The organism is Parabacteroides sp. AF48-14 (assembly GCF_003477465.1).
GTDB classification, from domain to species: Bacteria; Bacteroidota; Bacteroidia; order Bacteroidales; family Tannerellaceae; genus Parabacteroides; species Parabacteroides acidifaciens.
This window is the reverse complement of the sequence record NZ_QUDI01000025.1, coordinates 1-25435: the sequence shown is the minus strand read 5'-3', so window position 1 is coordinate 25435 and position 25435 is coordinate 1. Positions and strand designations below refer to the sequence as shown.

Here is a 25435-nt window from a genome sequence, read left to right as displayed (position 1 = left end):
ACTCCTGCTATCTGTCTTCCCTTTTTGCACTGCATCTTGAACAAAAACAAAGATTCTAATAGAGTTTCTCTTCTTTTACGGGGCACAAAGGTACTAATTATTTTGATTTAAACACAAGAAATCAATAAATAAATCAGCTCTTTCTGCTATTTTTCCTTAATTTATTCTGTATAAGAGTATCAAACCCTGCTGCCGCATAAACCGTTATCGCAAAAAGATAGGGATAATGATAGCGGGATGTGATCACAAAAAGCAACGTCACAGCCGTTCCCAAAACAGGGATCAGCAAGTAGACATTCCGCTGCCGCAACAGGTCGCGCCGGTTCACCCAGACATAGTAAAGGAAAAAGAGAAGGACCAGATAATAGACCAGACTCTTCAAGAAAAGCACTGCTATTAACTCCATCATTTTTAACCTATTGCCCTCTACATTCGAAAGTACCACTCTAAATCCCATATCCGGCTTTACACGTTCCGTCCAAGTATCTTCGCAATACAAAGCCGCCAACTTGAACGGCATCTGCGAAAGATATTTCAACGGATTATCCAGTATCCAGCGAACCGACGCACGCTTCAGCAAACTGTCGCGCTCCATGTAGGTATAATCGCCGGGAGGCAGATAAATGTAATTATCCGGATCAGCGAAACCCTTAAAGTTAACCAGCCCGTTTGCATTGTCAAATGAGCTCATCGCCAGATTAAATCCGCCGGAAACCGCCTGATAAACGAAATGGCCAGTCCTTGCCTTTGCACTCTGCCCGATCAGGAAAACAGTCAACACGAGCGGTAATGCCAATGCCGCATACTGGCGCCATCCCCTCTTTTCCACGATGAAATGGACAATTATCACCAATAAAAAGACAATCGCCAACGGCCGGAACCAGTTCGCCAGACTGATCATCACACCCGCCACCGCTATCGGCAACAGCTTACGGCTGGTACACAGCAGCAACGCTGTCAGCAACAGGAACGTAAACGGCAGATCGGTCAACATGGCAATCGGAGTATAAAGATTCGAATAGATCAACATATAAATAATGGAAGAGATATACCCGATTCGCTCATTAAACAGTTTCCGGGCCAGCATCAACACCTCGAACACCATCACAATGTTCAATAACAGATTCAGCAGGCGGACAAAAGAGAATGATCCGAAAAGAGAATGGATACCGATAAGCAGATTGACATATCCGGGGCCAAAAATAAACGGGTTATACAGGTTATGCGGCGCCGGATACCAAGTCCCCGCCTCTATACATTCCGTCGCATATTTGGCATAAAAATAGGCATCATCATGGTTCGGCATATCCCAATACTTCACCACCAGGCAAACCTGTATGATCACCCACACCACAAACACAATCCCAAAAACAGCAGGTAACTTCCTCCCAATCATTATCTTTCTATTTTTGCCAGACAAAGATAGCCCTTTTCACCGGAAATCTTTCTATCATAGATTATTTCTATGGCATCATATCAAAAACGGCCGGTCTTTTTCGCAACAAATCCAATCATCCGAAGGTTCTTATTTAAAAGGAACATAAAATAAAACAAATTAATTATGGCACGAGATTTTAAAGAAGCATTGAGACATCGCAGAACGTATTACCATATCACGAACAGTTCTCCGATATCAGACGAACAGATCAAAGAAATAATAGACTTCGCTGTTATGAACGTCCCTTCCGCCTTTAACTCACAATCAACCCGCATTGTGTTGTTATTAGGCAGGAACCATAAACGCCTTTGGGAGATCACAAAGGAGACACTGCAACGGCTGGTTTCAGCCGAAGTATTCAAAGGGACAGAAGCCAAAATCAACGGTAGCCTGGCTGCCGGATACGGAACAATTCTGTTTTTCGAAGATAAAGCCGTAATCGAACAATTGCAGGATTCATTCCCGACCTACCACGATAAATTCCCCATCTGGGCGCAGCAGACTTCCGCCATGCACCAATTGGCCATCTGGACCATGTTGGAAGATGCCGGCCTGGGCGCATCCCTGCAACATTACAATCCGCTAATCGATGACACCGTATGCGCAGAATGGAAACTCGACCCTAAATGGGAACTCATCGCCCAAATGCCTTTCGGAACGCCGACAGAAGAACCGGGACCGAAAGAGATCAAACCGTTGGACAAAAGAGTGCTGGTATTCAAATAAAAAACGAGGGGCTTGTAAAAGCTCCTCATTTCAACACCTCATCTATGATCTTATGCTGTTTATTGAAAAACAGGCGCCTTTCGATACGTCCGCCTTCGGAGAGCAAGGTGGAGAGTTTGCAGAATGACCGGACCCACTCCTGCATCTTTTTAAAGTTACCACTGGTATCTGTAGACATGGAAAAGCTGAAATTCGTTTTAAACAAGGCCAGTGACTGCTTTTCGGAAGTAAAATAACCGGTTGTAAACCCTAAATTCATAGCTGAAACATAAAACTTATAATCCGGCGGCAAGGCAAATTCCGGAGTATAAGTCCCGTTCAAAAACATTTCCAACTTGACCAAAAACTCTTTGAGTTCATTTTTGATTTCGTCTTTCTCTTGCGTACTGATAATACGCATCTTATGGAAATTATGTATTTCTATACTTATATTCCATATCAAGGCATTATCCCAGACATAAAACCCTTTCTGGAAATTATATATATCATAGAATTTCTCCACGATTTTAAGCAACCGGCCTGGTGGTTCCCAGCTGGCAAAATCACTGAATTCTTCCGACTGAACAAAATAACTGCCCCATTTGAAAAACACAAACTTCATAAGAATCGGAGAATGCACATAACATTCCAACGGCAAGGCATGGTACACATTGCCGGTTTCACTTTCTTCATCCAGACCGATTTCCCTCACTTTCTCGATATTGGAATCCAATAAGTCATACAACGGATCCATAGATTGATATGCCGACGGCAGCCCCAAAATGACAGGCACCCATTGAAGTCCTAAATCCTGGTACAAAAGACTGTCCAAGGATATGTTCAAAGCTTTAGCCAGGATCCCCATTTCCCTGACGGAAAAGTTTACTTTGCCTGCCAGCCTTCTATAGGCAGACTCCTTCTCCAGTTTGAGAATGTCAGATATGAGGTAGACAAGATCAGCTTTCTTAATTCCCCTATTCTGCAATTCTTCGATAAATATATCATGTAGATCTTTCTTTTTCATATTTGTTACATTATTATATATGAATAGAAAACACAAAATTACGGGTATCGAAATATAAGAAAAATTATCAAAAGGCACAAGGTCCAAACTGCTAAAAAAAGACAGAGTTTCAAACTTAGCCCCATCGCCCTATTTTTTTCTCCTTTTCTGTCAATATCCGGACAGGCTTCCTCCAAAAAGTCCACAAACAACATCTTTATTCCCATCGTTTTGCAGAATAATCTATGCTCGAACATCTTCCTCCTCAAAAAAGGTTCTAACCCTTCATTTTCACCTGATAAAGTTGTCTTTTTTCGCACTTCATAATAGCTGAACTTTGCCCTTGAAAACAAAAAGAATTTTATGCGTATGCAAAAAGTTATATTATCATTTACTTAATCACAATTAAAAAAACAAGACAATGAAACTGAGAACTATTTTTATGTCAATGTTGGTGATAGCCGCCTTGACCAGTTGTAACAACGATGACGTAGATCATCACGGCGGTCCGCAGATGGCAGACGTAGACGTGGCGTATCTTTCCATCAAAATCGAAACGCAGCCGACGACCCGCGCTTCCGGTTCCGCCGAAAGACCCGGGGCAAACGAGAGCGATCTGAAAGCTCTTTACCTGATTACTTTTGATGATAATGGCATGGTTGTGGGAATCCCCGGAACAACAAATTATTTCACGATGCTCTCTACATCCTCGACAACACCAGAAGCGATCAAAGTGTCGAAAAACGCAAAACAACTATTGGTGATTGCCAATCCTGACGGAATGCTTAAAAACGCAATCAACAATATCAGCGTGACATCGAGCTTCAGCTCTATCAATGCTGCAATCACCGGTACGACAAAAGACGAGGTTATAGACAACCCCAACAGTATCAGCAAAGGTTTCACGATGATCAACAGTGGCCCCGATGAAGAGGCAGAGGGTAAAGTAACCAATCTGCTCATCGACATCTCAAACAGTCTTAAAGATAATGAGAATGAAGCTGAAGCCGACAGAGTGCCTGTCAGCCTTGAGCGTCTGGCAGCCAAACTCGACTTGCAGGAAAAAAAGGATGGAGCCACAACAAAACAAGAAGGAGCGTCTTTTACGTTCGGTCGATGGACACTCGACGCAGTGAACTCGACCTACTTCCCATGCGCCGAAAAACACATACTTGGAAGTACGCATACCCAGGGTATCTATAAAAAGAATTTCTATACATACGATCCAAACTTCAACGGAGCTTCCGGACTTGTATTTGCAACAATCGATACAAACAACGATTATAGCCCGTTGCTGGCTGAATCTTATGACTGGCAGAATAAGGGGACAACCGCTTATTGCATCGAAAACACAATGGATGCTGACGATCAGCTATTCGGAAATGCAACCCGTCTGGTGATAAAAGCGACCTATTTTCCACAGGGTTTCAATACTGATGGCGACTGGTTCAACTATGCCGGTAAGAATTATAACGGTCTCGAGGAGTTGAAAGAGGCTTATAACGAAGCCGGAGATGACTCAAACTTAAAGAAGGCTTGTGACAAAATGTTTGATAAAATCAAAGCGTATCCAGGAAGCAATATCGCTGTGAGTAAATTCAGTGATCTTACAGAAGGTGATTTAAATGGGATACCTAACGGCGGACAAGTGATCAAAGATGGTAAGAACGACGTGATCCGCTGGTATCAGAAAGGCCTCTGTTACTATTACTATATGATCCGTCATGACAATACATTAAACGACGAAATGGTTTTCGGAAAATACGGTGTTGTACGCAACAACTGGTATTCGCTGACATTGAATTCCGTTGGCGGACCTGGAAGCCCCTGGTATCCGGAAGCAAACAACCCCGGCCCGGGTGATCCGGACCCGAAAGATCCTATCGATGAAGCAGCAGGTTATCTGGGCATCACCGTATCGGTTGCTCCATGGATTGTATGGGAAAATGAGATTGATATTTAAGACTGTCAAGTCCTTGATGTAATAATAGTTTCATTCGGAAGAAACTTTAGTTCCACCCTCATGAAACAAAGGTTTCTTCCGAAAGTACTTTTTAATAATAACACAGGAGTATGAACACGAACAGAATATATCGGAATTTTAGTGCATTGGCCTTGACAGTCTTCGTGTCTGTCTTCCTGTTGTCTTGCATCAGAGAGTATATAGATGAATGCAGGACATACCTCGAGTTTATCTACGACCATAATATGGAGTACACAGACTCTTTTGATCCGCATGTCGGCTCCGTCGACCTGTTTATCTTCGATGCGCAGGATAAATACCTGTTCACCATGCAATCTTCGCGGGAAGAACTTATTGGAAACAAAAGAATGCCTTTTGGCTACAACCTCCCTTTCGGGAAATATAAGATATTGACAGTCGGCGGACTCTCCGACAACTTCCGTGTCACAGGAAAAAACGGAAGCCGGCTTATTCCCGGAGAAACAACGCCATACGAAACACAAATAGCACTGGCGCGTAACTCGAATACCGTTTCCCATGAATTTCCGTCGTTATGGATCGGGACAACAAAGGAAATCGATTACCAGGCAAATGAGACCGTTCATCCCATACACCTCATAAAAGCAACCAATCTCTTCAATCTGGTGTTGGCAAGTTCGGACTACGGGCAAGAGACAAAGGCCGATACGAATGCTGCCGCTTATACATTCGAGATCACTACTCCCGAAGGCGCAGTCTACGGACATGACAACAGCCCGAAAAATAAAGAAACAGTGAAGTACACCCCCTATTCCCTGACAGCCGGCGATGCCGCATCCGGAGCAATAGCGGAAGCCCATATCAATACCGGGCGGCTACTTCATGAAGAAGAATATGATTACCGGCTCACCGTCTGCAGTACGGAAACCGGAAAGGTCGTATGGGATTACGACCTGATGAAATTATTGGAACATACCAAGCCCGCTTCGCGCCCTGACGGCAGCCCGTTGCCCATGCAGGAATATCTGGACAGACAAAGCGAATGGCATATTGTAGTTATATATAAAGGAGATGAGCCGGGTGGTCCTGAGAACTTTGTCGCTGTCAAAGTGATTGTCAACGACTGGATCATATGGCTCAACGATATAGGAATTTGAATATTTGAAAAAGGAATTTTATGAAAACGATATTGAACCTGATATACATAGTTATTGCGACCATAACCCTTTATGCTTGCACAGCAGAGCACGCAATAGGCGAACCTGTCCTGCAAGATACAAAGGGGATGATGGCTATAAATATCATTACAGGCGATGTGCAGGTCGATGAGTATGTATATTCCGCCCGCTTTATTGTATTCGATAACGTATCGACTTATCCCACTGTCGATATCAACCAAATGGTAATACTGGACAAAAACAACGTCTGGTCATTCAATACCTATTTGAAAGTTCGCCATAACCAGGACAAAGCGCTCATCGTCATCCTGAACGAACCGGATGCATTAACCAGGACATTAGAGTCGGTAAGCTCTCCTTACGATCTGAACACGATAAAATTCCAAATGGCAGATATTTTCAATCAAAACCATACAGTTATCGGGACAAAAGGAATACCGATGACGGGCATCGTCCATAACATCTCCATAACAGAAAGTCATGCAAACGAAAACAGCGCCCTTGCACAAGAATTAAGGGTCGAACGTGCAGTCGCACGGGTCGATATTTGGTTCAAAACCTATCCGTGGTTTGAAGCAGCTGTTACAGAGAATACTAAAATCACCTTGTCGAGATCATACGACGAAGGCTACCTGGTTGGTCCCGACATATTTTTCGGTTCCGATATGCAGACTGTCATACCCAATAAGGAGGTTGTCTGGCAGCATACGGGAGTTCCTTTGAATATCGGGTATGAAGCAAAACGATATTGTTCTTTCTATACACCGGAGAGAACCTGCGACGCGGCAAACCATAACGATAAACTAATCTTAACCATTGAAGGCATAGACACCGAAGAAGGACAAAGAAGAGCCGTTACGACCTTGTTGGACTTTACCGATATGACCAACTTAGAACCCCTGACCATGCGAGAGGTAAGGCGTAACTATGTCTATAAAACAATCGCAAATATACATAGAGAAAAGATAGAGTTTTACACCACTATCAGTCCATGGACAAATGTCAAGCAAGACGTTATTATCGATCCGCAATATTTCCTGACCGTGAGTGAAGATAACCTCTACTTGCCGAATTACCAAGACAGAGCCGATGTGATTGCCATAACCAATTATGACCATAGTGATCGAAATTACCCGGATGGCATCTGTATTGGAGAAACACGATATTATACCAAGACAGGCGAACCGGTCACCGACACTAACAGCCTTTTATATGGTTGGCTGCATGTAGCTCTTGACGAGAAGGAGGGTTATCTCCGCCGGGAAATAGAATACTCGAATATGCAAGAGATAAAAATTCCAGAGCATAACGGTTGCTATGCAATAGCAGAAGTCAAAGCCGGCAACCTGACAAAGCTGATCAGGATCAACCGCTAAGATGATTTACAATTAAATACATATAACAGTATGAAACAATATAATATCCTGACAAGAATAATAAGCGCAATCATCCTTTTGCTGTGCATAATGGGATGTACCGACGAGTCCATAATCAGTGGCGTTATACCGACAGAAAATAAAATAACGGTAAAAATGACTATTCCCGGCTTGGAAATCCCTATGCTGACCCGTTCAGGTGAAGATAGAATTTGGGAAAGAAAAATTGAGGAGGTAGACCTGATGTTCTTCGACGATTCATCTCCAAGCGAATTAATCAAACACGTTCATATCAATCAATTTTCAGAGGAGACGTGGGGTGATGATCGCTTCGTCTTATTCCATTTGGCATTAGGGGAAGGTGAAGATCTCAGCCATGCCCGCACCGTTGTCACAGTTGCCAACGCTCATGACAAAGTAATGGATGTATTAGGACAATATCCTCCCAAGAGTATATCCAAAACAGATTTATTGAATAATCTGATATTTCAGAGTTCCGGTCAATGGGACACTTCCGTCCCGATACCTATGTATGGGGAAGTATTTGTAGACGGCATTTACAAAGGAGTACCGGTACCCAATATCGAAATGAAACGTATGCTGGCGCGAATCGATGTAGAAAACAAGGTAAACGGAAGTATTTTCAAATTGGAAAAAATCCACTTGGCAAACTACCGTACAAGCGGATTTATCGCCCCCGCCTGGAGCCATCATACCGGACTGATAATCGGAGAATGGGAGCATACATATCCTTATTCGAAAAATATGGACCCGATGGTTCCGTCGGGCTTTACAGTAAATCCCCCTATCGAATACAGCTATTCGCAGTACGATAATCTCCCGGGACCGCTAATGGAAGGACTAATATATACATACGAAGCTCCAAAAGCTACTCCAAATGAAAAAGTATGCCTTGTGTTGGAAGGTCTTTATAAGGGAGTGCGCACCTATTACCGTGTCGATTTCACTTCCGACCGGGAGGCACATGAAGATTATGAAGTCTTTCGCGGAGACGATGTCCCGTTATATCGCAACCATAAATATGTCGTAGCGATTACCGCTGCCGAAGGAATCGGTTACCCGAGTTTTGATGAGGCAATTAAGGCCTCATCCGTACTGTCGAACCTGAAGACCTCCATCCTGATTGTGGATATGGCAGGAATAAATAACATTGTTTACGACGGGCAATACTTCATGGGAACCGAAAAAAAGGTAATCGACGTGCCCTGGAAGACAAGCAAAGAATTAAAGGTCAAGATTGTTTCTGATTATCAAGGTAGCTGGGAAGCTGAAATCCTCGATCCGGAAAAAGCATACTGGCTAAAGTTTGCAAACGGTACGACTTCCGACAGAGGCGAGAACCTCTCCGGCTTGGACCTTCTTGTGGCAGAGTCTACCCCTCCTCTTGAAGATTATTATGCAACCGGCCAAGTCGTATTCTCTACCGGAAGACTCCGCGATACCCTTACTATCCGAAGAGTCACATTGGCAGAAATGTTTGCACACAGTAATATTATGATTATCGACAAGAGTTTGACATTCGCCACTTCGGATATAGATAGAGAGAGACTTAGGCCGACTGCGCAAGGAGTACTCTTCAAATGGGGATCGCTTTATCCGATCAGACCGGCAGGCAATCCTTACGAATCGCACAAATACGAGAGGTGGGAGGATATACCCTATGCCCACTGGAGTTTCAATTTCACGACAACTCCGACAGATAAAAAAGATGCCGATGCATTCAAAACATATAACAATAACCTGGGCTTCAAAAAGGAAGCCGATATTGGCGATATATGCCGCTATATTTCAAGCCAAAAGACCTGGGGCGGAGGCAAATGGCGTTTGCCGACTAATGAGGAGCTAAGGTCACTGCTTGCAGAAACGACAAAAGACCCTCATATATATCGTTTTGGTGAATTCGGAAATCTAACGAATAGCCTCAACAATGCGGTCGACAGTGTGTTTTTCAATATGGTCATGACAGGTACTTTTACTTATTTGAGCGGATTACAATTAGGAATCACAGCAAAAGACCATGTTAATGATACAAATTATCCGCCCGCCGGATCTATTATGCTTCCGGCTTCCGGTGGCCGGTATTTAGACGGCAAAGTTCAACATATTGGAGAGATAGGCGTTTACTGGTCTTCAACACCCGGCATTAATAATGAGACCGTCAGTTGCCTTCATTTCAAGCATGATGAGATTGAGTTTTACGATATAAACCGTTCATGTGCATTTCCGGTCCGCTGTGTCAGGGACTATTGATTGACGCATACGATTTTTCCAGCATCCGCGCCTGGAAATTTATTCCGTATTTCTCCGCTCCTGTCCCATATTTTCCCGGACAGGGGCGGTTTTTTTCGGACAGGAGCGAAAAAAGGGGCACGAGGGGCACGTTAAAAGGCTTTTTCCGTAACTTTTATAAATATACAAGACGAGATATACTCTTCTGTAGCATATCTCGTCTCGCGTTATGATAAATGTTTAGAAAAAGGCCTTTTAACGTGCCCCTCGTGCCCCTTTTTACTAAAATGGAATAGATGAATTTGAGTCAGTGTGCTCTTTTTCAACAGTTTGACTAATCTCGTCTTTCGACAGTATTTCGTCTGTAATTCCCATCTGACGGGCCTAAACCGGGTCAAAAGTCATCTCTATGACCGCAAAAAGGCGTCTGACGTTCCGCTTTAACTGTTCAAAATCGCCCCTTTTTAGCATCTTGCCCAGGTTATTTACGTTCAGATTAGTGATCTACAGACGTGTTTTTCGACTAATTTGGCCCATATTTCACTGCTCGAGAGATATAATGGCGCATCGAAACAAAAAGTGTATATTTGCAACAAAATATACAAATATGACCGCAAATAACAAGCAAATGTATCGCTTTCACTTTCTGGCAATCCTTACCGTTATAATATGGGGTACTACTTTTGTCTCGACTAAAATACTAATAGGCAACGGACTGACGCCGGTCGAGATTCTCCTCTACCGCTTTGCACTGGCGTACGCCGGTATCTGGTTCTTCTGCCCGCGTAAGCTGCTGGCCAAATCTTGGCGGGACGAACTGCTCTTTCTCGGGTTAGGGCTTTGTGGAGGTTCCCTTTATTTTATTGCCGAGAACACGGCGTTAGGGATTACCCTTGCGTCGAATGTGTCGCTGATTATCTGTACAACCCCTATCCTGACCGCTCTCCTTTCACGCCTGTTCAATAAAGGGGAACGGCTGAAAAGGCATTTGATATATGGTTCCCTGATGGCTCTGCTCGGAGTGGCGCTCGTCGTTTTCAACGGTAGCTTTATCCTGCAAATTAACCCGCTGGGCGATATGTTGACCTTATTGGCTGCCCTGATGTGGGCGTTCTACGGGTTAATACTGAAACGGCTGGGAAACCGGTATCCGACTCTTTTTGTCACCCGGAAAGTATTCTTTTACGGAATCATCACCCTGATTCCCGTCCTGATAATCTCTCCTATCCATCCGCAAATGGAAGTACTGACAGCGCCTGCCGTTATCGGAAACTTACTGTTCCTCGGCGTTATCGCTTCCCTGCTCTGCTATATCATGTGGAACACCGCCGTGAAAGAATTAGGGGTTGTCCGCACAACAAATTATATTTATGTCGTTCCCTTAGTCACCCTTCTGACTTCGGCCATCGTCATCAACGAAACCATTACAGTAATTGCGCTAATCGGTTCCGCTTTCATCCTTTCGGGTGTATATGTAGCAGAGAAAGGATTCACACTGCGGCGAAAGTGATTGAATCAAAATTAATTCACTATCTAAATATGACATCCATGGATTTAAACGCGGAACTGTTCCGCCAACTAAGCATTATTGCAGAGGACGAAGGACTGATGAAGAAAGCAGTCAATGCCCTCAAAAGGATTACGGGCAATGGTAAGACAAAAACAGCTATTGCATCAAAAGAATTTGCACCATACACAATCAGTGAACTTCAGGCACGTATTGCACGTTCCGAAGCAGATATTGCAGAAGGACGTATATACACAGAAGATGAACTGGATGAAATTGAATTAAAAGAGATGCCATGGCTTACCGAATAGCATGGACTAATGAATAAGACGGTCTACGTTGTCGATGTTTGGGATACCCGTCGGGAACCCGGTTCCCTTTCAAACCGAATCAAATAGCTGACAAAAAAAGGGGATGTGTCAAAAGTAAGTTCTAACGCTTTAGCGTGTCATTGCGGGCTTGACCCGCAACCTCATACTAAACTGATTGACAGCAATTAGGATGAGATGGCGGGTCAAGCCCGCCAGGACACAGACGCTATAAATAGGACTTTTGACACATCCCCCTTTTTTATATATCCGTAATATTATTGCAACCGGCGAAGCCCCACAGCCTTGTTATATTGGGCAAGGGAAGCTTTCTGCTGGTACCAGGTTTGGATCAGGCTGCTGTAGGACTGAATCCAGGAGAGTTGGGCGGAAAGCACGTCGAGGATCGGAAGTTTACCTTCGTTGTAACTGAATGTATTCAGGTCGAGGTTTTCTTCGGCAATCTGGCAGGCTTCTTCGGCCATATTGATCTGCTTGGTATTCTCCGTCAGGCTGGTCCAGGAGTTGGCCACTTCCTGCGAAATCTGGTCGCGGGTGTTGTCCATTGCATATTCCTTACTGCGCAGGATCGCTTTCTGCGAATTGACTTCCTTGAAACGGGCGCCCCAACGGAACAAAGGAATCTTCAACGAGGCAAATACGGCGGGTGTCCAAAGCTGGTCGGAACCTTTTACATTCAGCATCGGAGTACCCCAGGTTCCCTGGAAACCGATTGCCAGTGTCGGGTTGTATTTAGCCTTTGACAAATTGATCTGCCGCTTCTGGTACTCGATATTCAGTTTGGAGATCATAAAATCCGGACGGTTTTCCAAAGCAGCCTCCTCTCCTATATGCAACGGTAAAGGCTGAACCTTTGTGATGGAATCGGCTATATCCACCGGAGTCATAGGAGGAAGCCCCATAAGAATATTCAGGTTTTGCAGAGCAATCTGGTAATCCTTATACGCAGAACTTTTATTCAACTCGGCTTCTTTCAGGCGAGATTGAACTTGCAGCAGGTCTGTCTTACTGATCTGCCCGTCCTCAAAACGGGTAGTCAAGACATTCGCAAGCGTTTGCACAATATCAACATACTGGCACATCACGTCGTACATACCTTTACGGGCAGCGGCAGACCAATAGTTCAAGTCGGCGGCATAAATAACATTATCCGTCGTCAGTTCTTCGGCCTCGGAAGCGATCTGTCCCTGGACCTGGGCGGCTTTGTAGTTATTGTAAATCTGTCCGCCGGCATAGATCGGCTGGCTTACCGTAGCTCCCAGACTATAAGTGTTATGGTCCATTTCAATGCCGGGAATACCATCTCCCATTGCTAAGTCGTACTTATTGATACGATACTGATAACTGCCGGAGAAGTCCACAGCCGGGAAGAAACCCGTTTTTGCGGCCTTTACAGCCTGTTGCATCGCAATGCGTTCTTCGGCACTTTGTTTTATCTGGCGGCTATATTCAAGCACTTTCTGCTTGTAGTCTGCTACTGTGATGGGCTTTTCCTGTGCTCCCACAGACAAAGCCCCCAACAGCATACAACCGATAATTATTCTATTTCTCATATTATTCCGATTTAATCTTAAAGAATATACAATAGGTCACCGGAAGGACGAAGATGGTCAGGACTGTCGAGATAAACAAACCTCCCATAATCGTAGCAGCCATACCGGCAAACATGGCGTCGCCCAACAACGGCAACATACCTAAAATCGTCGTACCCGAAGCCATCGTCACCGGAACGATACGCGTCTTGGTAGCCTCGATGACAGCATTCACCGGCGCCAAGCCACTGTTGAGCTGCAAACCGATTTCGTCCACCAGTACGATCGCATTCTTGATGTTCATACCGATCAAGCCCAGCAAGCCCAACATGGCAAAGAAGTCGAGCGATTTGCCGAACACCAGCAATCCCAATACCACACCGATAAAGATCAACGGCAACATACACATGATCAGCACCGGCTTCCGGTAGAATTTCGGGAAGAGGAACAACAGGGTAATGTAGATCAAACCGAACATCAACGGGATGTTGGCAGCGATCGCCTTGTTTCCTTTATCCTGTTCGGACTGTTCACCGAAGTATTGCAGTTTATAGCCTTCAGGCACCTGTACTTCCTGTTGTATCTGTTGCCACAACTGGCTGAAGGCGGCCATCGTATTGGCTCCGCGTTTCGGTTCACACTGCATCATCATATAACGCTGGCGGTTATAACGCTTGACAACACTGAACTCGTAATCGAGTGAGAAATCGTCAATCACCTGTTCCACTTTTACAGAACGCCCTTTGGCGCTGTAAACCGGAAGCGTTTTAAGATCGTTCAGGTTCATGGAGTCGCGATCGGCATCTTTCATCAGGATCGGCATAAAGACGTCTCCTTCGCGGTATTCGCCCAACGGCACACCGTTCGTGGCCGAACGGAGCGAATAGGCCATCTGCTGGCGCGTAATACCCAAGCGAAGCCCCTTCTCCTGCGAGTATAAGGGTTTCCATACCGGGACTTTATTTCCCCAGCTATTACGCACTTCCATCACCATATCGTTCTTGCGTGCTATCTCCTGTGCCCGTTGCGTCAAAGCTACCAACGTGTCGATATTGTCACCCACAAAGCCGATTTCAATAGCGGCATCCGGCACGGGAGACAAAGCGAACAGGGCTGAACGGGTCAGGATGTCCGGATAGTTGGCAACCATATATTCATAGAACTTGCTTTCCTCGCTTTGTGCATCCTTGGCATCCTTCGTTTCGATCAGCACGTTAGCAAAGTTCGGCTTCGGACCGATAGAAGAACTTGCCAGATAGTAACGGACCGGAGAGCCTCCCAAGGTGAACGAATAAGACTTGATCTTATCATTATTCTTCAGATAGTCTTCAATCTTGATCACGTTCTTCTCCACATCATCGATGCCATATCCTTCCGGGAAGATCAGGTCGGCACGGAAATAGGGCTTGCTCATGATCGGGAAGAAGCTCTGCGGCATGATGCTCATAATAAACAGAGATAGGAACAAGGTTGCGACAACCGAAGTAAGCGTGACATAACGGCGTTTGATCAAACGGCTCAATACCTTCTCGAACTTATGGTACAGTTTGGTATCGTACGGATCTTTGGATTCGCCCGGCTTTGCCTCTTTCAGGATGAAATTACCGAAAGTAGTCGTCTGTGTCAAAGCCAGCACCCAGCTTAAACCCAGAGAGACAGCCAAGACGATAAACAACGGTTTCACGATCTCGGCAACCGAAGCCGGAGCCAGATACATCGGCAGGAAGGAGCAAACGGCGATAAAGGTTGCGCCAAGCAGCGCCCACTGCGGTTTTGTCGCACCGTCGACCAAAGCCTGGTAACGGGAAAGACCGCGTTTGATGCCGACCTGTGCATTATCTGTCACCACAATCGCATTATCCACCAACATACCCATCGCGATAATAAAGGCTGCAAGCGAGGTTCGGTTCAGCCCGACGCCCCAGATCAACATGATCAGCAACGTACCGCCTACCGAGAAAAGCAACGAGCTTCCCACCAACATACCGGCCCGGGAGCCCATCACAAGGAAAATAATCACGATTACGATCAGCAACGATTCGATCAGGTTCAGGATAAAGCCGTTGTTTGCTTCGTCGGCAATCTGGTTCTCCGGATAGATAGTTTTTAGTTCCATGCCGATCGGGAAAAGCTGCTCCATCTCTTTCAGGTGGTCGGCAACAGCATTACCGACAGCCACTACGTCATCCTTTGCACCTGTAGCCACACCGATACCGATAGCCCGTTTACCGTCCACCCGCATCAGGTTGGAAGGCGGATCCATATAGCCGCGTTCGATAGTGGCGATATCGCCCAAACGGACTTCACTGCCTCCTTTAGTCACGATCAGCTGGTCGCGGATATCCTGTATGCTTTTATAAGTACCTTCGGCACGTACACGAAGCTGGTAAGTTCCCGTCAGGATCTCACCGGTATTGACCAAGAGGTTTTGTGTTTGGAGAACCTGCTGGATCGAATTGGGATCGATTCCCAGGTTTGCCAGCTTAGGAACAGAGATACGGACATTTACAACCTGTGTCTGTTCGGCAAACAGATAAACTTTCTGTACACCGGGGATAGGAGTCAGCTCCGTTTTGATCTTCTGCGCCCAGTCGCGCATATCGTCGTAGGTAAAACCATCGTCGGCCGTCAGGGCATAATAGATACCGAACACATCCCCGAAGTCGTCACTCACATTAATGGCGGAAGCTCCACTCGGGAGGCGGGGTTGTATGTTGGCTACTTTACGGCGCAACTCGTCCCACTTGACGGGCATATAATCCGGCGACAGGGTCGGTTGCAGTTCGATCGAGATTTTCGACATGCCGAAATAAGATTCAGACTTGATCTGAAAAACATCAGACATGGACTGAATTTCCCGTTCGATAGGTTCCGTTATCAATTTCTCTACCTCTAAAGGAGTGGCGCCCGGATATTGTGTAACCAAAACAGCCTGTTTGATTACAAAGGGCGAGTCCTCCTTCTTCGGTAATTTGAAGAAAGAATATATACCTCCTATCAGCATCACTGCCAAAAAGAAATATATAATCTTCTTATTCTCTAAGGAATATTTTGGAAGATTCATTGTTTATCAGCTTAATCTGTTAATACTTTTACCTGTTGTCCGTCTACCAGGCGGGTAGCTCCAGCCGAGACAACCTGGTCGCCGGCTTTCAGCCCTTCGGTAATGACAACATTGTCTTTCCCGACCAGTTCGACTTCCTTAATCTGGCGACGTTCCACTTTCTGCGTCTGGCTGTTGTAGACGAAGACATACTTATCTTGGTTCTCTTCGTTGGCAACAATTGCGGAAAGCGGCACCAATACGGCTCCTTCGTTAAAGCTTTCGCTTTCGATATGCAGAACCACACGGCAGGAAAAGCCGACAGCCACTTTATATTTCTTCAGATTAAACTCCGGATCATCTATGTACAGAAATACCGGTACGCCGGAACCGTCGGGAGAAGCTTCCACGTATTCTTTCACCTTTGCTTTGAAACGGACGCCTTTGTAGTTGTCAAACTCTACGTATATATTATAAGGCGTAGAGAAATAAGTGATGTTCGTCTCCGGCATCGTAAACTGCACTTGCAGCTTGTTCGGGTTGATCAGGCAGACAATTCCCTGCCCGGCCTGTACCTTTTGATAGTTTTCCACATATTTCTTCTGGATGAAACCATCGAAAGGTGCACGCAGTTTCGTTTGTTCCAATTGGTTCTGGGCATACTCGAAGGCTGCTTTGGCGTTTGAATAAGAGGCTTCGGTCGTTTCATATTCCTGCTTGGAAATAGCCTGTTTGGAAAGCAACTTCTTGGCACGCTGCAATTGCGCTTCGGCCGTTTGAAAAGAAGCTTTCTTTGCTTCATATTCCCATTTGAAGTCTTGTGGGTCGATTTCAGCTACGATCTGTCCCGTACGGACTTTTTGCCCTTCGTCTACATTCAGCGAGATCAGCGGTCCGGACATCTTAAAGGCCAGGTCACTGAACTGGTCCGGCGAAACCACGCCGCTAAACGACTTTTCCACAACATTCAAAGAGGTCACTTCCGCCAGTTTCACCGGACGGGGACCTTGCTCCTTCACCGGCGGCTGACTACATGACATCAATGCTGCCAATACAAAAACGGGGATTAATTTACCATTCATGATAACTTGCATTTAGTTATTTGTTATTACTATTTATAATCTGATTTGTAATTGCATAACTCTGGTTTATTATGCCATAGTTATACAACATCCTTTTAAATTCTATTGTTCCGATTCACATCGGATTTCAAAAAGACCAACTGTCCCAATCGACAGTCCGTTCCATTTCTTTTTCCTTTCCATCGGGGATGGATGGGAAAAAGTCGATACCTGTTACCCTCTCAACGCTATCGATAGGAATTGCCATCGATTTCAACGAGTTTTCTTTATAGTCCCTATTTTCGAAAAGGAAAGCGATACCTTTATAACCGCTTCCCGTATGATAACATAATACTTTATAAAATGATTTAGGTATGGCTACCCTGTTTTTACCCAAACGTTTCATATCGTCTGTCATGACCGGGCCTGTAACGATCAGCAACGAACCGTTGTCCATCGCCCATAAACGGCACTGTTCTTCCAGGTCTTTCCAGATTCCCCGGTTCAGTTTCGGCTTTTGAGGACAGATATTACTCAGGTAGAAAGATTCACGCATGGCCTTTTCCGACCATTTCATATCGCCTGCCGGAGCCAGATGCCCCCGGTCGTAACCTGTACGGGAATAGTCTTCATTCGTCGCAGTCGCCCCTTTCACTAAGGGGTCGGGAACGAACTTGTTCGAACGTTCCGTCTTCCGGCTTTTGGCTTCCGTAGCGGTCAGCTCGTAGGCCACCCAGTTTGCGATACGATATTCGGAATTATAAGACACAGTGTATCCTTCATGCTTGATTACCTGCTCCTGGCGTTTTGCCTTCAGGCGGGGAATCTCAGTATTGGCAGGGATTTTAAATGTCTTTGTGGAAGTAGCAACCGGAGCTTTACCGGCCGGTGTCTTTTTGGGCGTTTGCTGCTGTTTCGGCGCATCCTTCTTGGGAGTAGTTACAGGTTTCCTGGCTGGGGCAGCCGTCCGTTCCTTCTTTTCCTTCACTGCCGGCTTTTGATTTGCGACAGCAAAGTAGTCATAAATAAACAGTACCCCTATCAAACAAGCAACCACGATAAAGGCACCGATAAACACCCGCTTCACCGTTGAAAGGAAAGCTGAAGTCTTTTGAGTCTTTTTTCGCGGTTTTCTTACACTCTTTCTTTTTGCCATTTCTCTTGATAAACCGATTCCTATTGGGCGCAAAAGTAGGCAATATCAATATTCTACACAATATCAAGAGAATAATTGTATTGGTCTGTATTGTTATAAAAAGTGCCCCGATTAAAAGGGGCACCTTCATTTATAACGTCCGGGATGAAATTGTCAATATATGTTCTCCCGCTTCCAACCGCTTCACTTTCCCCTTTGAGACAGGGACTTCGGCAGTTGTTCCTGCCGGGACGGACAGTGTCATCCGAATCTTACTGCCTTTCCGGTTCAAGGAAACCTGTATTTTACCGTAATGGGTGTCAACCGTTGCAGACGCATCGGTCAGGGTTCCCATCTGCGGACAGACCTTAAACGACCGGAAACCGGGAGAGGTCGGTTCTATGCCGCATACTTTCTGGCTCAAAAGGGTAAGCGGCCCTCCACTCCAGGCATGATTAGTCGTTCCGCCTCCGAAACCATCCGGACCGATCCCCCAGCCTCGAACAAGGTGGTGCAATCAGGATACTGGTCGATCATCTTGGCATAACGCTGCCGGGTGCGTTCAAGGGCAAATGCCGGTTCATTCATCTGGAAAAGCGCTTCGAGCACATACTTCTCCATATAAGGGCTGGCATGGTATTCCTTTTTCAGCACCTTCACCAATGCCGGGTATTTATCGGCGGAAGCCAGGCCGGAAACAACAGCCATAGCCTGTGCACGATCGTCCGTCTCACCCTTATAGCCGGGAGAGCGGTAGGCGGTTCCTGTCCAGAACTTCGTATCGAAACATTTCTCTATGCTGTACATCATACGGCTTATGTCTTCAGCATCGGCCGTCTTGCCCAATTGAAGGGCAAAAGCCTTTTCGGCTTTCAGCGCCAAGTAATACCAGCAGTTCGTGAGGACGCCCATATCGATCTCTTCGCCCCAGTCGCCCCAGCTCCAGTCGCCGTCACGCTCGATAGCCAGGCCGCTCTTGTCGACCTGCCAAACCTGGTGCAGATAACGGTGCAGGCGATCGTAGATACCGGCAACGAAACTACTGTCGCCACTATAATAATACTGCGTATAGAAACCATACCAGCCGACAGACGCCAACATCTGCAAAGGCAATTCCTTCCGCCAGTTTCCGGCAGGCGAAGGAGCGAAAATCACGCCATCCTCCCGTTGCCAGTTCATCAGCTCATGGATACCCTTCAGCGCTATCTTATGGCTGGACGGGGAAAGAGCATAGAAGGCTTCGCCTAACTCATTCACTTCATCGCCCCACCATTGTGCACGCTCGCGGTCCGGACAATCCATATAGCTGTCGCGCATCGTTATGTACAAGGTACGTGCCGAACGCTTCCACAGCTCATTCATAAACGGATCGTTGCACTGGAAAGAGCCGGTGAACTCCGTATTGTAGCCCGTCTCCCGGAACTTCACATCGAGCACCTTCACCCCTTCCGGCAGGATATACCGCATCTCGTGCCCATTCATCCAACCATAGCTCTCGTATTCCTGGACACCGTCGCGGGTGATATATTCGGCACGGACATTGTTCGCGCTGCCTCCTTCATAATTATCGGTCAGGATATGAACCGTCTTACCTGCTGTAGCTTCCACTTTCAGATAAGGCGTCACCTGGCAGTTATAAGGCAGGCGGCAATAAAGCGTATCGCCGGCAGCCGATTTACGGACATCGACATACGGCTTCAGGCCATAGTCTTTAAACAACGGGATCGGACGTTCCACCAGCTTACCTAACGGCGCCACTCCTACCTCGGAAATCACGACGGCAACTCCCATCCTGCCCTTATAACCCGGCTGGTTCCAACCGGCCATTTCCATCCGTGCATCAAAACGGATATTACTTTCCGGCAAACGGTAGTTCGGGAAAGGAGCTTCCGTATTCTGATACGCATCATAGAGAGAACAGAACCAACTTGCATCGGACACGATCTCCACACCCGGCGCAATGGCTTCAAACAGCAGGGCGGCCAGCCCGCTGTTTACATGGCTGAACCCGCTCTTACCGAAATGCCAGACCAGGACGGCTATCGTATTCTCGCCGGCAGTCAGGTAGGGAGCGATCTCCACCGAATCATAATAAGTATCGTACAGGGACGGACCGCGCTTCAACCCACCTTCGAACACAACCAGCTTGCCGTTGATCCACAGCCAGTATTTGCTATCGGCGGCAATATGGGCGGTAAGCGTCTGCGGCACCTTCTCTATATCGACGGTCTTACGGTACGCTAACCAGGTGTTTGCGGCACTCTGGCAACGCTCCGTATTGATCCAACGGGCTTTCCAGTCGGACTTGGCCTGAACGGAGGCGAAACATCCGATCAATAGCAGCATCAGAAAGTATTTTTTCATCGTATTCTTATTTATCAGGTTAATCAGTATATGTTAACGTGTGTACCGGAGCCGACTGTTTTCGTCTGGTCGCCTACCCGGATATCGGCTGTACAACCGGAGGGTATCGTAACCGTAAGCGTCACCTTTCCTCCTTCCCGCTTCCATTCGCTGGTAATCAGCCCGCGTACAGAATGGTATTCACCTTTCGCCCAGTCCAGTCCTTCCACAAAATGAGGGGTGATCAAGATATGGCTGAATCCCGGCCCTGCGGCGTCATGATTGATACCGGCAAGCTGGTTCATCATCCAGGCAGAAACATCGCCCATAAAGACATGGTTAAGGGAAGCATCCCTGAATTGCGGACTCAGCGTCCAGGTCTCGGCCAATGTCGAATAGCCCATCGTCTCCACCCAATAACCCCATGAAGGCGCTTCTGTCTTCGTAACCATCTTCATGGCATCTTCTACGTATCCGTAACGGGTCAGCATGGCCGGGACAGATTTACTGCCTAACAGACCGAAATCGAGGAAATGATTGTTGCCACGTACAACCTCGCAGAGTTTATCGGCAACCAACTGTTCCTTGCCTTCGGGAACGATACCTAAATAGAGGGCGATGGCCTGTGCCGTCTGTGTCCCTTCCGCATAGATGCCTGTCTCCGGATTAAAGAATTTATTGTTGACCAAAGCCTTCAACTCATCCGCTTTCTGCTGGAAAGGAGTGGCATCCTTACCCAATAAGCGGGCAAAACGGGCCATCAGCGTATAATCCAGATAGTAGTAGGCTGTGGAAGTGTAGGTATTATTGGTGGTAGACTTCCAGTACACCCAGTCGCCCAATCCGAAAGTCAGGTAACCGTCTTTCTCCTTTGTCTTCAGATAATCCAGGTAGCGGAGCATGGTCGGATAGAGATTCTCGATACTGCGTGTCTCCCCGTAATAATCATACAGGCATTCGGAATGATGAACATAGCTGCATCCCAAACCGGACCGGGCCATTCGCCGTATCCCCAACCGCTGGACGGGATAATGCCGGAGATATCGCCGGCTTCACGCTGGTTATCGATAAAGTCGTTCATCCATTTCTCATACAACGTGATCCCGTCGAAGCCCCACAGACCGAGGTCGACTGCCACATGTGCATCGGCCGTCCATCCGTTCTTTTCGCGCTGCGGGCAATCGGTCGGAATGCTGTGCAGATTACTGCGATAGGCCTCCATCGTAGCGTTCCATATCTTATTCAGCAACGGGTCGGAGCAGGAGAACGAGCCGACCGGATCCACCGCCGTATGCATAAACAAACCGGTCAGGCTTTCTTTTGTCAGCTTGACGGGAGCGGAACTTTCCACTTCCACATACTGGAATCCGTGGTAAGCGAACGAAGGCATGAAGACCTCTTCCTCACCGGTTCCCTTCAGCGTAAAGACATCCATCTGGAACACTTCACCCGGTTTCACAGGATGATAATAGACATTGATATTGCCCTGTTCCAGGCGGCCGTCAGCCTTTAACAGCTCGCCGTGCTTCAGCGTGATGCGTGTGCCGGGAGCGCCCTTCACCTTCAAGCGAGACAGGCCGGCAAAGTTCTTCTCGAAAGAGAATACATAGAGTTTGTCGCTGAATGCCTTCATCGAGACAGGAGACAGTTCTTCCGTAATCCGGATGCCGGGCATTTGCTGGGCAACCAACAGAGGAGCCGGAGCCTCAGTCACAACGGCCTGCGCCCATTTGGCGTCATCGAAACCGGCGGCATTCCAACCCGCTTCTTCCAGGGTGGCATCATACTTGTCACCGCTGTATATGCTGTTATACGTGTATGGGCCTGTCGCCGTACGCCAGGTTCCGTCGGTAGCGATCACATCTGTAGTTCCATCCGTATATTGGACGCGTAATTCGCAAAGCATTTCCGGACGCTGACGCCAGCGTGCCGTCTCGAAATTCCAGACGGCAACGGACTGCTCGTTGAACCAACCGTTACCCAACACCGTTGCCACAGCGTTTTCACCCGTCTTCAGCAACGGGGTGACATCGTGCGTCACATACAGGATACGTTTGTCGAAATGCGTATAACCCGGATCGAGGTAGTTTTCCCCTACCCGCTTTCCGTTCACAAAGAGATCGTAATATCCGGCGGCGGCGATGTAAACGCGGGCATCCTTTACCTCCTTATCGAGTGTAAACGATTTCCGGAACATCGGGGCCGGTTCAAATTCCTTGTCATTATTATCGGTAATCCACTGTCCCGACCAGTCGGACGGCTCGAACTTAGCAGTCTCGAAAGTAGCCGTTTCAGATGTTTCACAGATATTTCCACCTTTATCCCATACCGTGACATTCCAATAATAACGGGTATGCGGTGCTAACTTCATGCCGTCCGTATAGGGTTGCAGGTTGTCGGGGGAAGTACCAATCCTTATTTCCGAACGGGAGGCGAGGAAGTTGTCCTCATTTCCTTTATATTCCCAGGTAAAGCGCGGGCTTTTCGTGTCCAAACCGATCGGTTCGCGCAGGTACTCCGTACGCAGGTTAACCGGTACCGTCAACTCGTTCTTACCCTTGCAACCTAATAACGAGAGGAAGGCAAGCGAGCAAATAACTAATGTGTTTCTTTTTCCCATTATATCTTTATTTGATTTGATTATTGTATGATCTTTACTTCTGCCGGAGCGTCGATCCGGCTCTTTACCTGACCGCCGGCACCTATCTCGTGACGGATCGTAATGACGCCGTACGGAGTCGGGAAAGTACCTTCCACCCACTCCAAGTCACCCAGGTGAGGCGTAATCCGGACAGTCCGCAACCCGGCTCCACGACCTGGACGCCCAACACATATTCGCTCAGCCAGGAGGTCGGCCCGGAAGCCCAGCCATGACAAAGGCTATGGCGGAAACCCTTATAGCAATAAGCGCCGTAATCGCCATGAATATCTTTCTTGCCTGCCGGAACCGGCTCGTCGATGCGCGAGGCATCCGGTAACCATTCCATATTGAAATCTTCCCAGAAAGTAGTCGCTCCAAGATCGATCATCGCACCCCAATATTGGCGGATCACATCGATAGCGCCCCGGTAATCGCCGGCGGCTGCCATTGCACGGAGCATATAGTAACCGTAAAAAGTGGAGAAACCTTTCGCCCCGTTCACAGACAGGTATTTCCGGTTTGCTTCTTCCGGCTTCATCAGCCCGGCAAGCGCCAACAGGGAAGCGGCCTGCTTGGAACCGGGGGCATCAGGGGCAACACCGGACTTCAACAACGGTTTCGTTACTTTCGGAGCGGCTTTGACCATCTTGTCCATCATAGCCTGGCATTCGGAGGCGAGAGCGTTTTCCCCTAAGACTGTGCAGAGTTCGTTGCCCGCCTTCATCGCCTGCACCATCAAAGCCTGCAAGCCGGCATTTATCGCCATCGGGTTTGCATTGGAAGGCCAGTCGAGGAAACGGTTTCCGTCGAGTTTCTCCACCCCGTCTTCATCCACTTTGGAGATAAGGTGACGGAGAAGGGCGGTCATATAGGGCTTCTGTTCTTTCAGGTAAACCAAGTCGCCATGGTAGTAATACCAGTCGCGGTGAATCAGCAGCCACCAGATCGAATAGGAACTGATGCCGTTCATCCATTCGGGCAGCGGGGTGATATCACGTATCAGGTCGAGGCTTTTCGGAACCACTTCATTGTAACCGAAGACCGTATTCACCGTCATCACTTCCGGATGCAAGTCGCCCACCCAGACCAGGCGGTCGCGTTTGATCCCGTCCCACAGGTATTCCTGCATATTCAGATGCACGGTATAAGCGCCGGTTTGCCAGATTTTATTCAGCCGCTCGTCATTGCAACGGAAAGAACCTTTATATGGAATATCGCGGAAAGTCGATATGGCGCGGACCTCCTTCAAGTGCAGCTCGGCCGAATCATCCAACAGGTCGATGCGGACAAAACGGAAACCGGAATTACCCACTTCCATGACTCCCAACCAGGGAAGGCGAATCGTAAAATCGCGCATGGCATGATCGTTAGTAGCTCCGTTTACTCCGTCAATCTCGCACATGGCTTCGCTCACCGACTCGCCGAAACGGACACGGATGGCAACCGGCTCGTGTGAAGCCGGCATCCCGGTCACAATCTGCAAGCCGCCTTGCAGTTCCTTTCCGAAATCGAGCAGGATGGCAGGGTGTTGCTTGTCGGTACTGGTCATCTTACAAATGGTATGGTTTGCAAGGTCGGACTGCCCGTTACCGGGAAGAAGCAGATGGTCCGCCCCCCGGATCAATCCGCTTTCCTGTTGCCAGACAATACGCACGGGAGGAAGATATTCACGCACACGGCTATCGCGCTGCTGTGCGGACAACGAAACGGTGAGGAATAGAGAGATGAGAATTAACTGTATTTTCATGGTAATATATGGTATTAATATATAAAGATGATTTAGCAGAATGTTTCTTTATGGGGCATTGCTCCATGCCGCAGGCTCTCTTTTGCCGTTCGTTTTAGAGACTGTGTGAAAAAGACTTATTCTCCAATCAGATCAATACGCAGCCACGTTGTTTTTTGAAAAGTGAGATAGCCCCAAAAAGGCTGTTTAGAACGATAAAAGTCGA

At 47.2% G+C, this 25435-nt stretch carries 14 protein-coding genes and 3 pseudogenes; 7 read left to right on the top strand and 10 right to left on the bottom strand.

Annotated elements, in window-relative coordinates:
- Positions 1-133: 133 nt before the first annotated feature.
- Positions 134-1396 (bottom strand): glycosyltransferase family 39 protein, encoded by a 1263-nt coding sequence (locus tag DW083_RS12810; RefSeq protein WP_122332625.1) that lies wholly within the window; start codon positions 1394-1396, stop codon positions 134-136.
- 165 nt (positions 1397-1561) lie between these two features.
- On the opposite strand from DW083_RS12810, the gene DW083_RS12805 reads away from it, so the two are divergent.
- Positions 1562-2164 carry a nitroreductase family protein gene (locus tag DW083_RS12805; protein WP_122332624.1) on the top strand — a complete coding sequence of 201 codons (603 nt, stop codon included), beginning with the start codon at positions 1562-1564 and terminating at the stop codon, positions 2162-2164.
- 25 nt (positions 2165-2189) lie between these two features.
- On the opposite strand, the gene DW083_RS12800 is transcribed toward DW083_RS12805, so the two are convergent.
- On the bottom strand, positions 2190-3167 hold the full coding sequence (locus tag DW083_RS12800) for a helix-turn-helix domain-containing protein (protein WP_115497775.1): 978 nt from the start codon (positions 3165-3167) through the stop codon (positions 2190-2192).
- Between the two features lie 400 nt (positions 3168-3567).
- On the opposite strand from DW083_RS12800, the gene DW083_RS12790 reads away from it, so the two are divergent.
- From DW083_RS12790 to DW083_RS12765, 6 genes are all read left to right on the top strand, one after another.
- On the top strand, positions 3568-5109 hold the full coding sequence (locus DW083_RS12790; protein WP_122332622.1) for an Mfa1 family fimbria major subunit: 1542 nt from the start codon (positions 3568-3570) through the stop codon (positions 5107-5109).
- 110 nt (positions 5110-5219) lie between these two features.
- Positions 5220-6245: a FimB/Mfa2 family fimbrial subunit gene (locus DW083_RS12785; RefSeq protein ID WP_122332621.1), complete on the top strand. Its 1026-nt coding sequence runs from the start codon at positions 5220-5222 to the stop codon at positions 6243-6245.
- Between the two features lie 20 nt (positions 6246-6265).
- On the top strand, positions 6266-7642 hold the full coding sequence (locus DW083_RS12780) for a hypothetical protein (protein WP_122332620.1): 1377 nt from the start codon (positions 6266-6268) through the stop codon (positions 7640-7642).
- A gap of 30 nt (positions 7643-7672) precedes the next feature.
- The gene (locus DW083_RS12775; RefSeq protein WP_122332619.1) at positions 7673-9913 is read left to right on the top strand and encodes a DUF1566 domain-containing protein; all 2241 of its coding nucleotides are present in this window, start codon (positions 7673-7675) and stop codon (positions 9911-9913) included.
- 586 nt (positions 9914-10499) lie between these two features.
- Positions 10500-11402, top strand: a complete 903-nt coding sequence (locus tag DW083_RS12770; protein WP_122332618.1) for a DMT family transporter — start codon at positions 10500-10502, stop codon at positions 11400-11402.
- Between the two features lie 38 nt (positions 11403-11440).
- Entirely contained in the window at positions 11441-11710 is a 270-nt protein-coding gene (locus DW083_RS12765; protein WP_199659177.1) for a hypothetical protein, read from the top strand.
- A 275-nt stretch (positions 11711-11985) separates the two neighbouring features.
- Here the strand turns inward: DW083_RS12765 and DW083_RS12760 are convergent, their stop codons facing one another.
- The 8 genes and pseudogenes from DW083_RS12760 to DW083_RS12730 all read right to left on the bottom strand — a co-directional run bounded on the left by DW083_RS12760 (position 11986) and on the right by DW083_RS12730 (position 25230).
- Positions 11986-13281 carry a TolC family protein gene (locus DW083_RS12760; protein ID WP_122332616.1) on the bottom strand — a complete coding sequence of 432 codons (1296 nt, stop codon included), beginning with the start codon at positions 13279-13281 and terminating at the stop codon, positions 11986-11988.
- Between the two features lies 1 nt (position 13282).
- The gene (locus DW083_RS12755) at positions 13283-16324 is read right to left on the bottom strand and encodes an efflux RND transporter permease subunit (RefSeq protein ID WP_122332615.1); all 3042 of its coding nucleotides are present in this window, start codon (positions 16322-16324) and stop codon (positions 13283-13285) included.
- A gap of 11 nt (positions 16325-16335) precedes the next feature.
- Complete coding sequence (locus DW083_RS12750) at positions 16336-17385, bottom strand: efflux RND transporter periplasmic adaptor subunit (RefSeq protein ID WP_115497814.1); 1050 nt, start codon at positions 17383-17385, stop codon at positions 16336-16338.
- Positions 17386-17512: 127 nt separating this feature from the next.
- Positions 17513-18520: a DNA/RNA non-specific endonuclease gene (locus tag DW083_RS12745; RefSeq protein WP_122332614.1), complete on the bottom strand. Its 1008-nt coding sequence runs from the start codon at positions 18518-18520 to the stop codon at positions 17513-17515.
- A gap of 130 nt (positions 18521-18650) precedes the next feature.
- Positions 18651-20863 (bottom strand): annotated as a pseudogene (locus DW083_RS12740) (alpha-L-rhamnosidase C-terminal domain-containing protein).
- Positions 20864-20886: 23 nt separating this feature from the next.
- The gene (locus DW083_RS23635; protein WP_370039115.1) at positions 20887-21147 is read right to left on the bottom strand and encodes an alpha-L-rhamnosidase C-terminal domain-containing protein; all 261 of its coding nucleotides are present in this window, start codon (positions 21145-21147) and stop codon (positions 20887-20889) included.
- A gap of 51 nt (positions 21148-21198) precedes the next feature.
- Positions 21199-23039 (bottom strand): annotated as a pseudogene (locus tag DW083_RS12735) (family 78 glycoside hydrolase catalytic domain); the annotation flags it as partial.
- A 443-nt stretch (positions 23040-23482) separates the two neighbouring features.
- A pseudogene (locus DW083_RS12730) lies at positions 23483-25230 on the bottom strand (alpha-L-rhamnosidase C-terminal domain-containing protein).
- Positions 25231-25435: the final 205 nt, after the last annotated feature.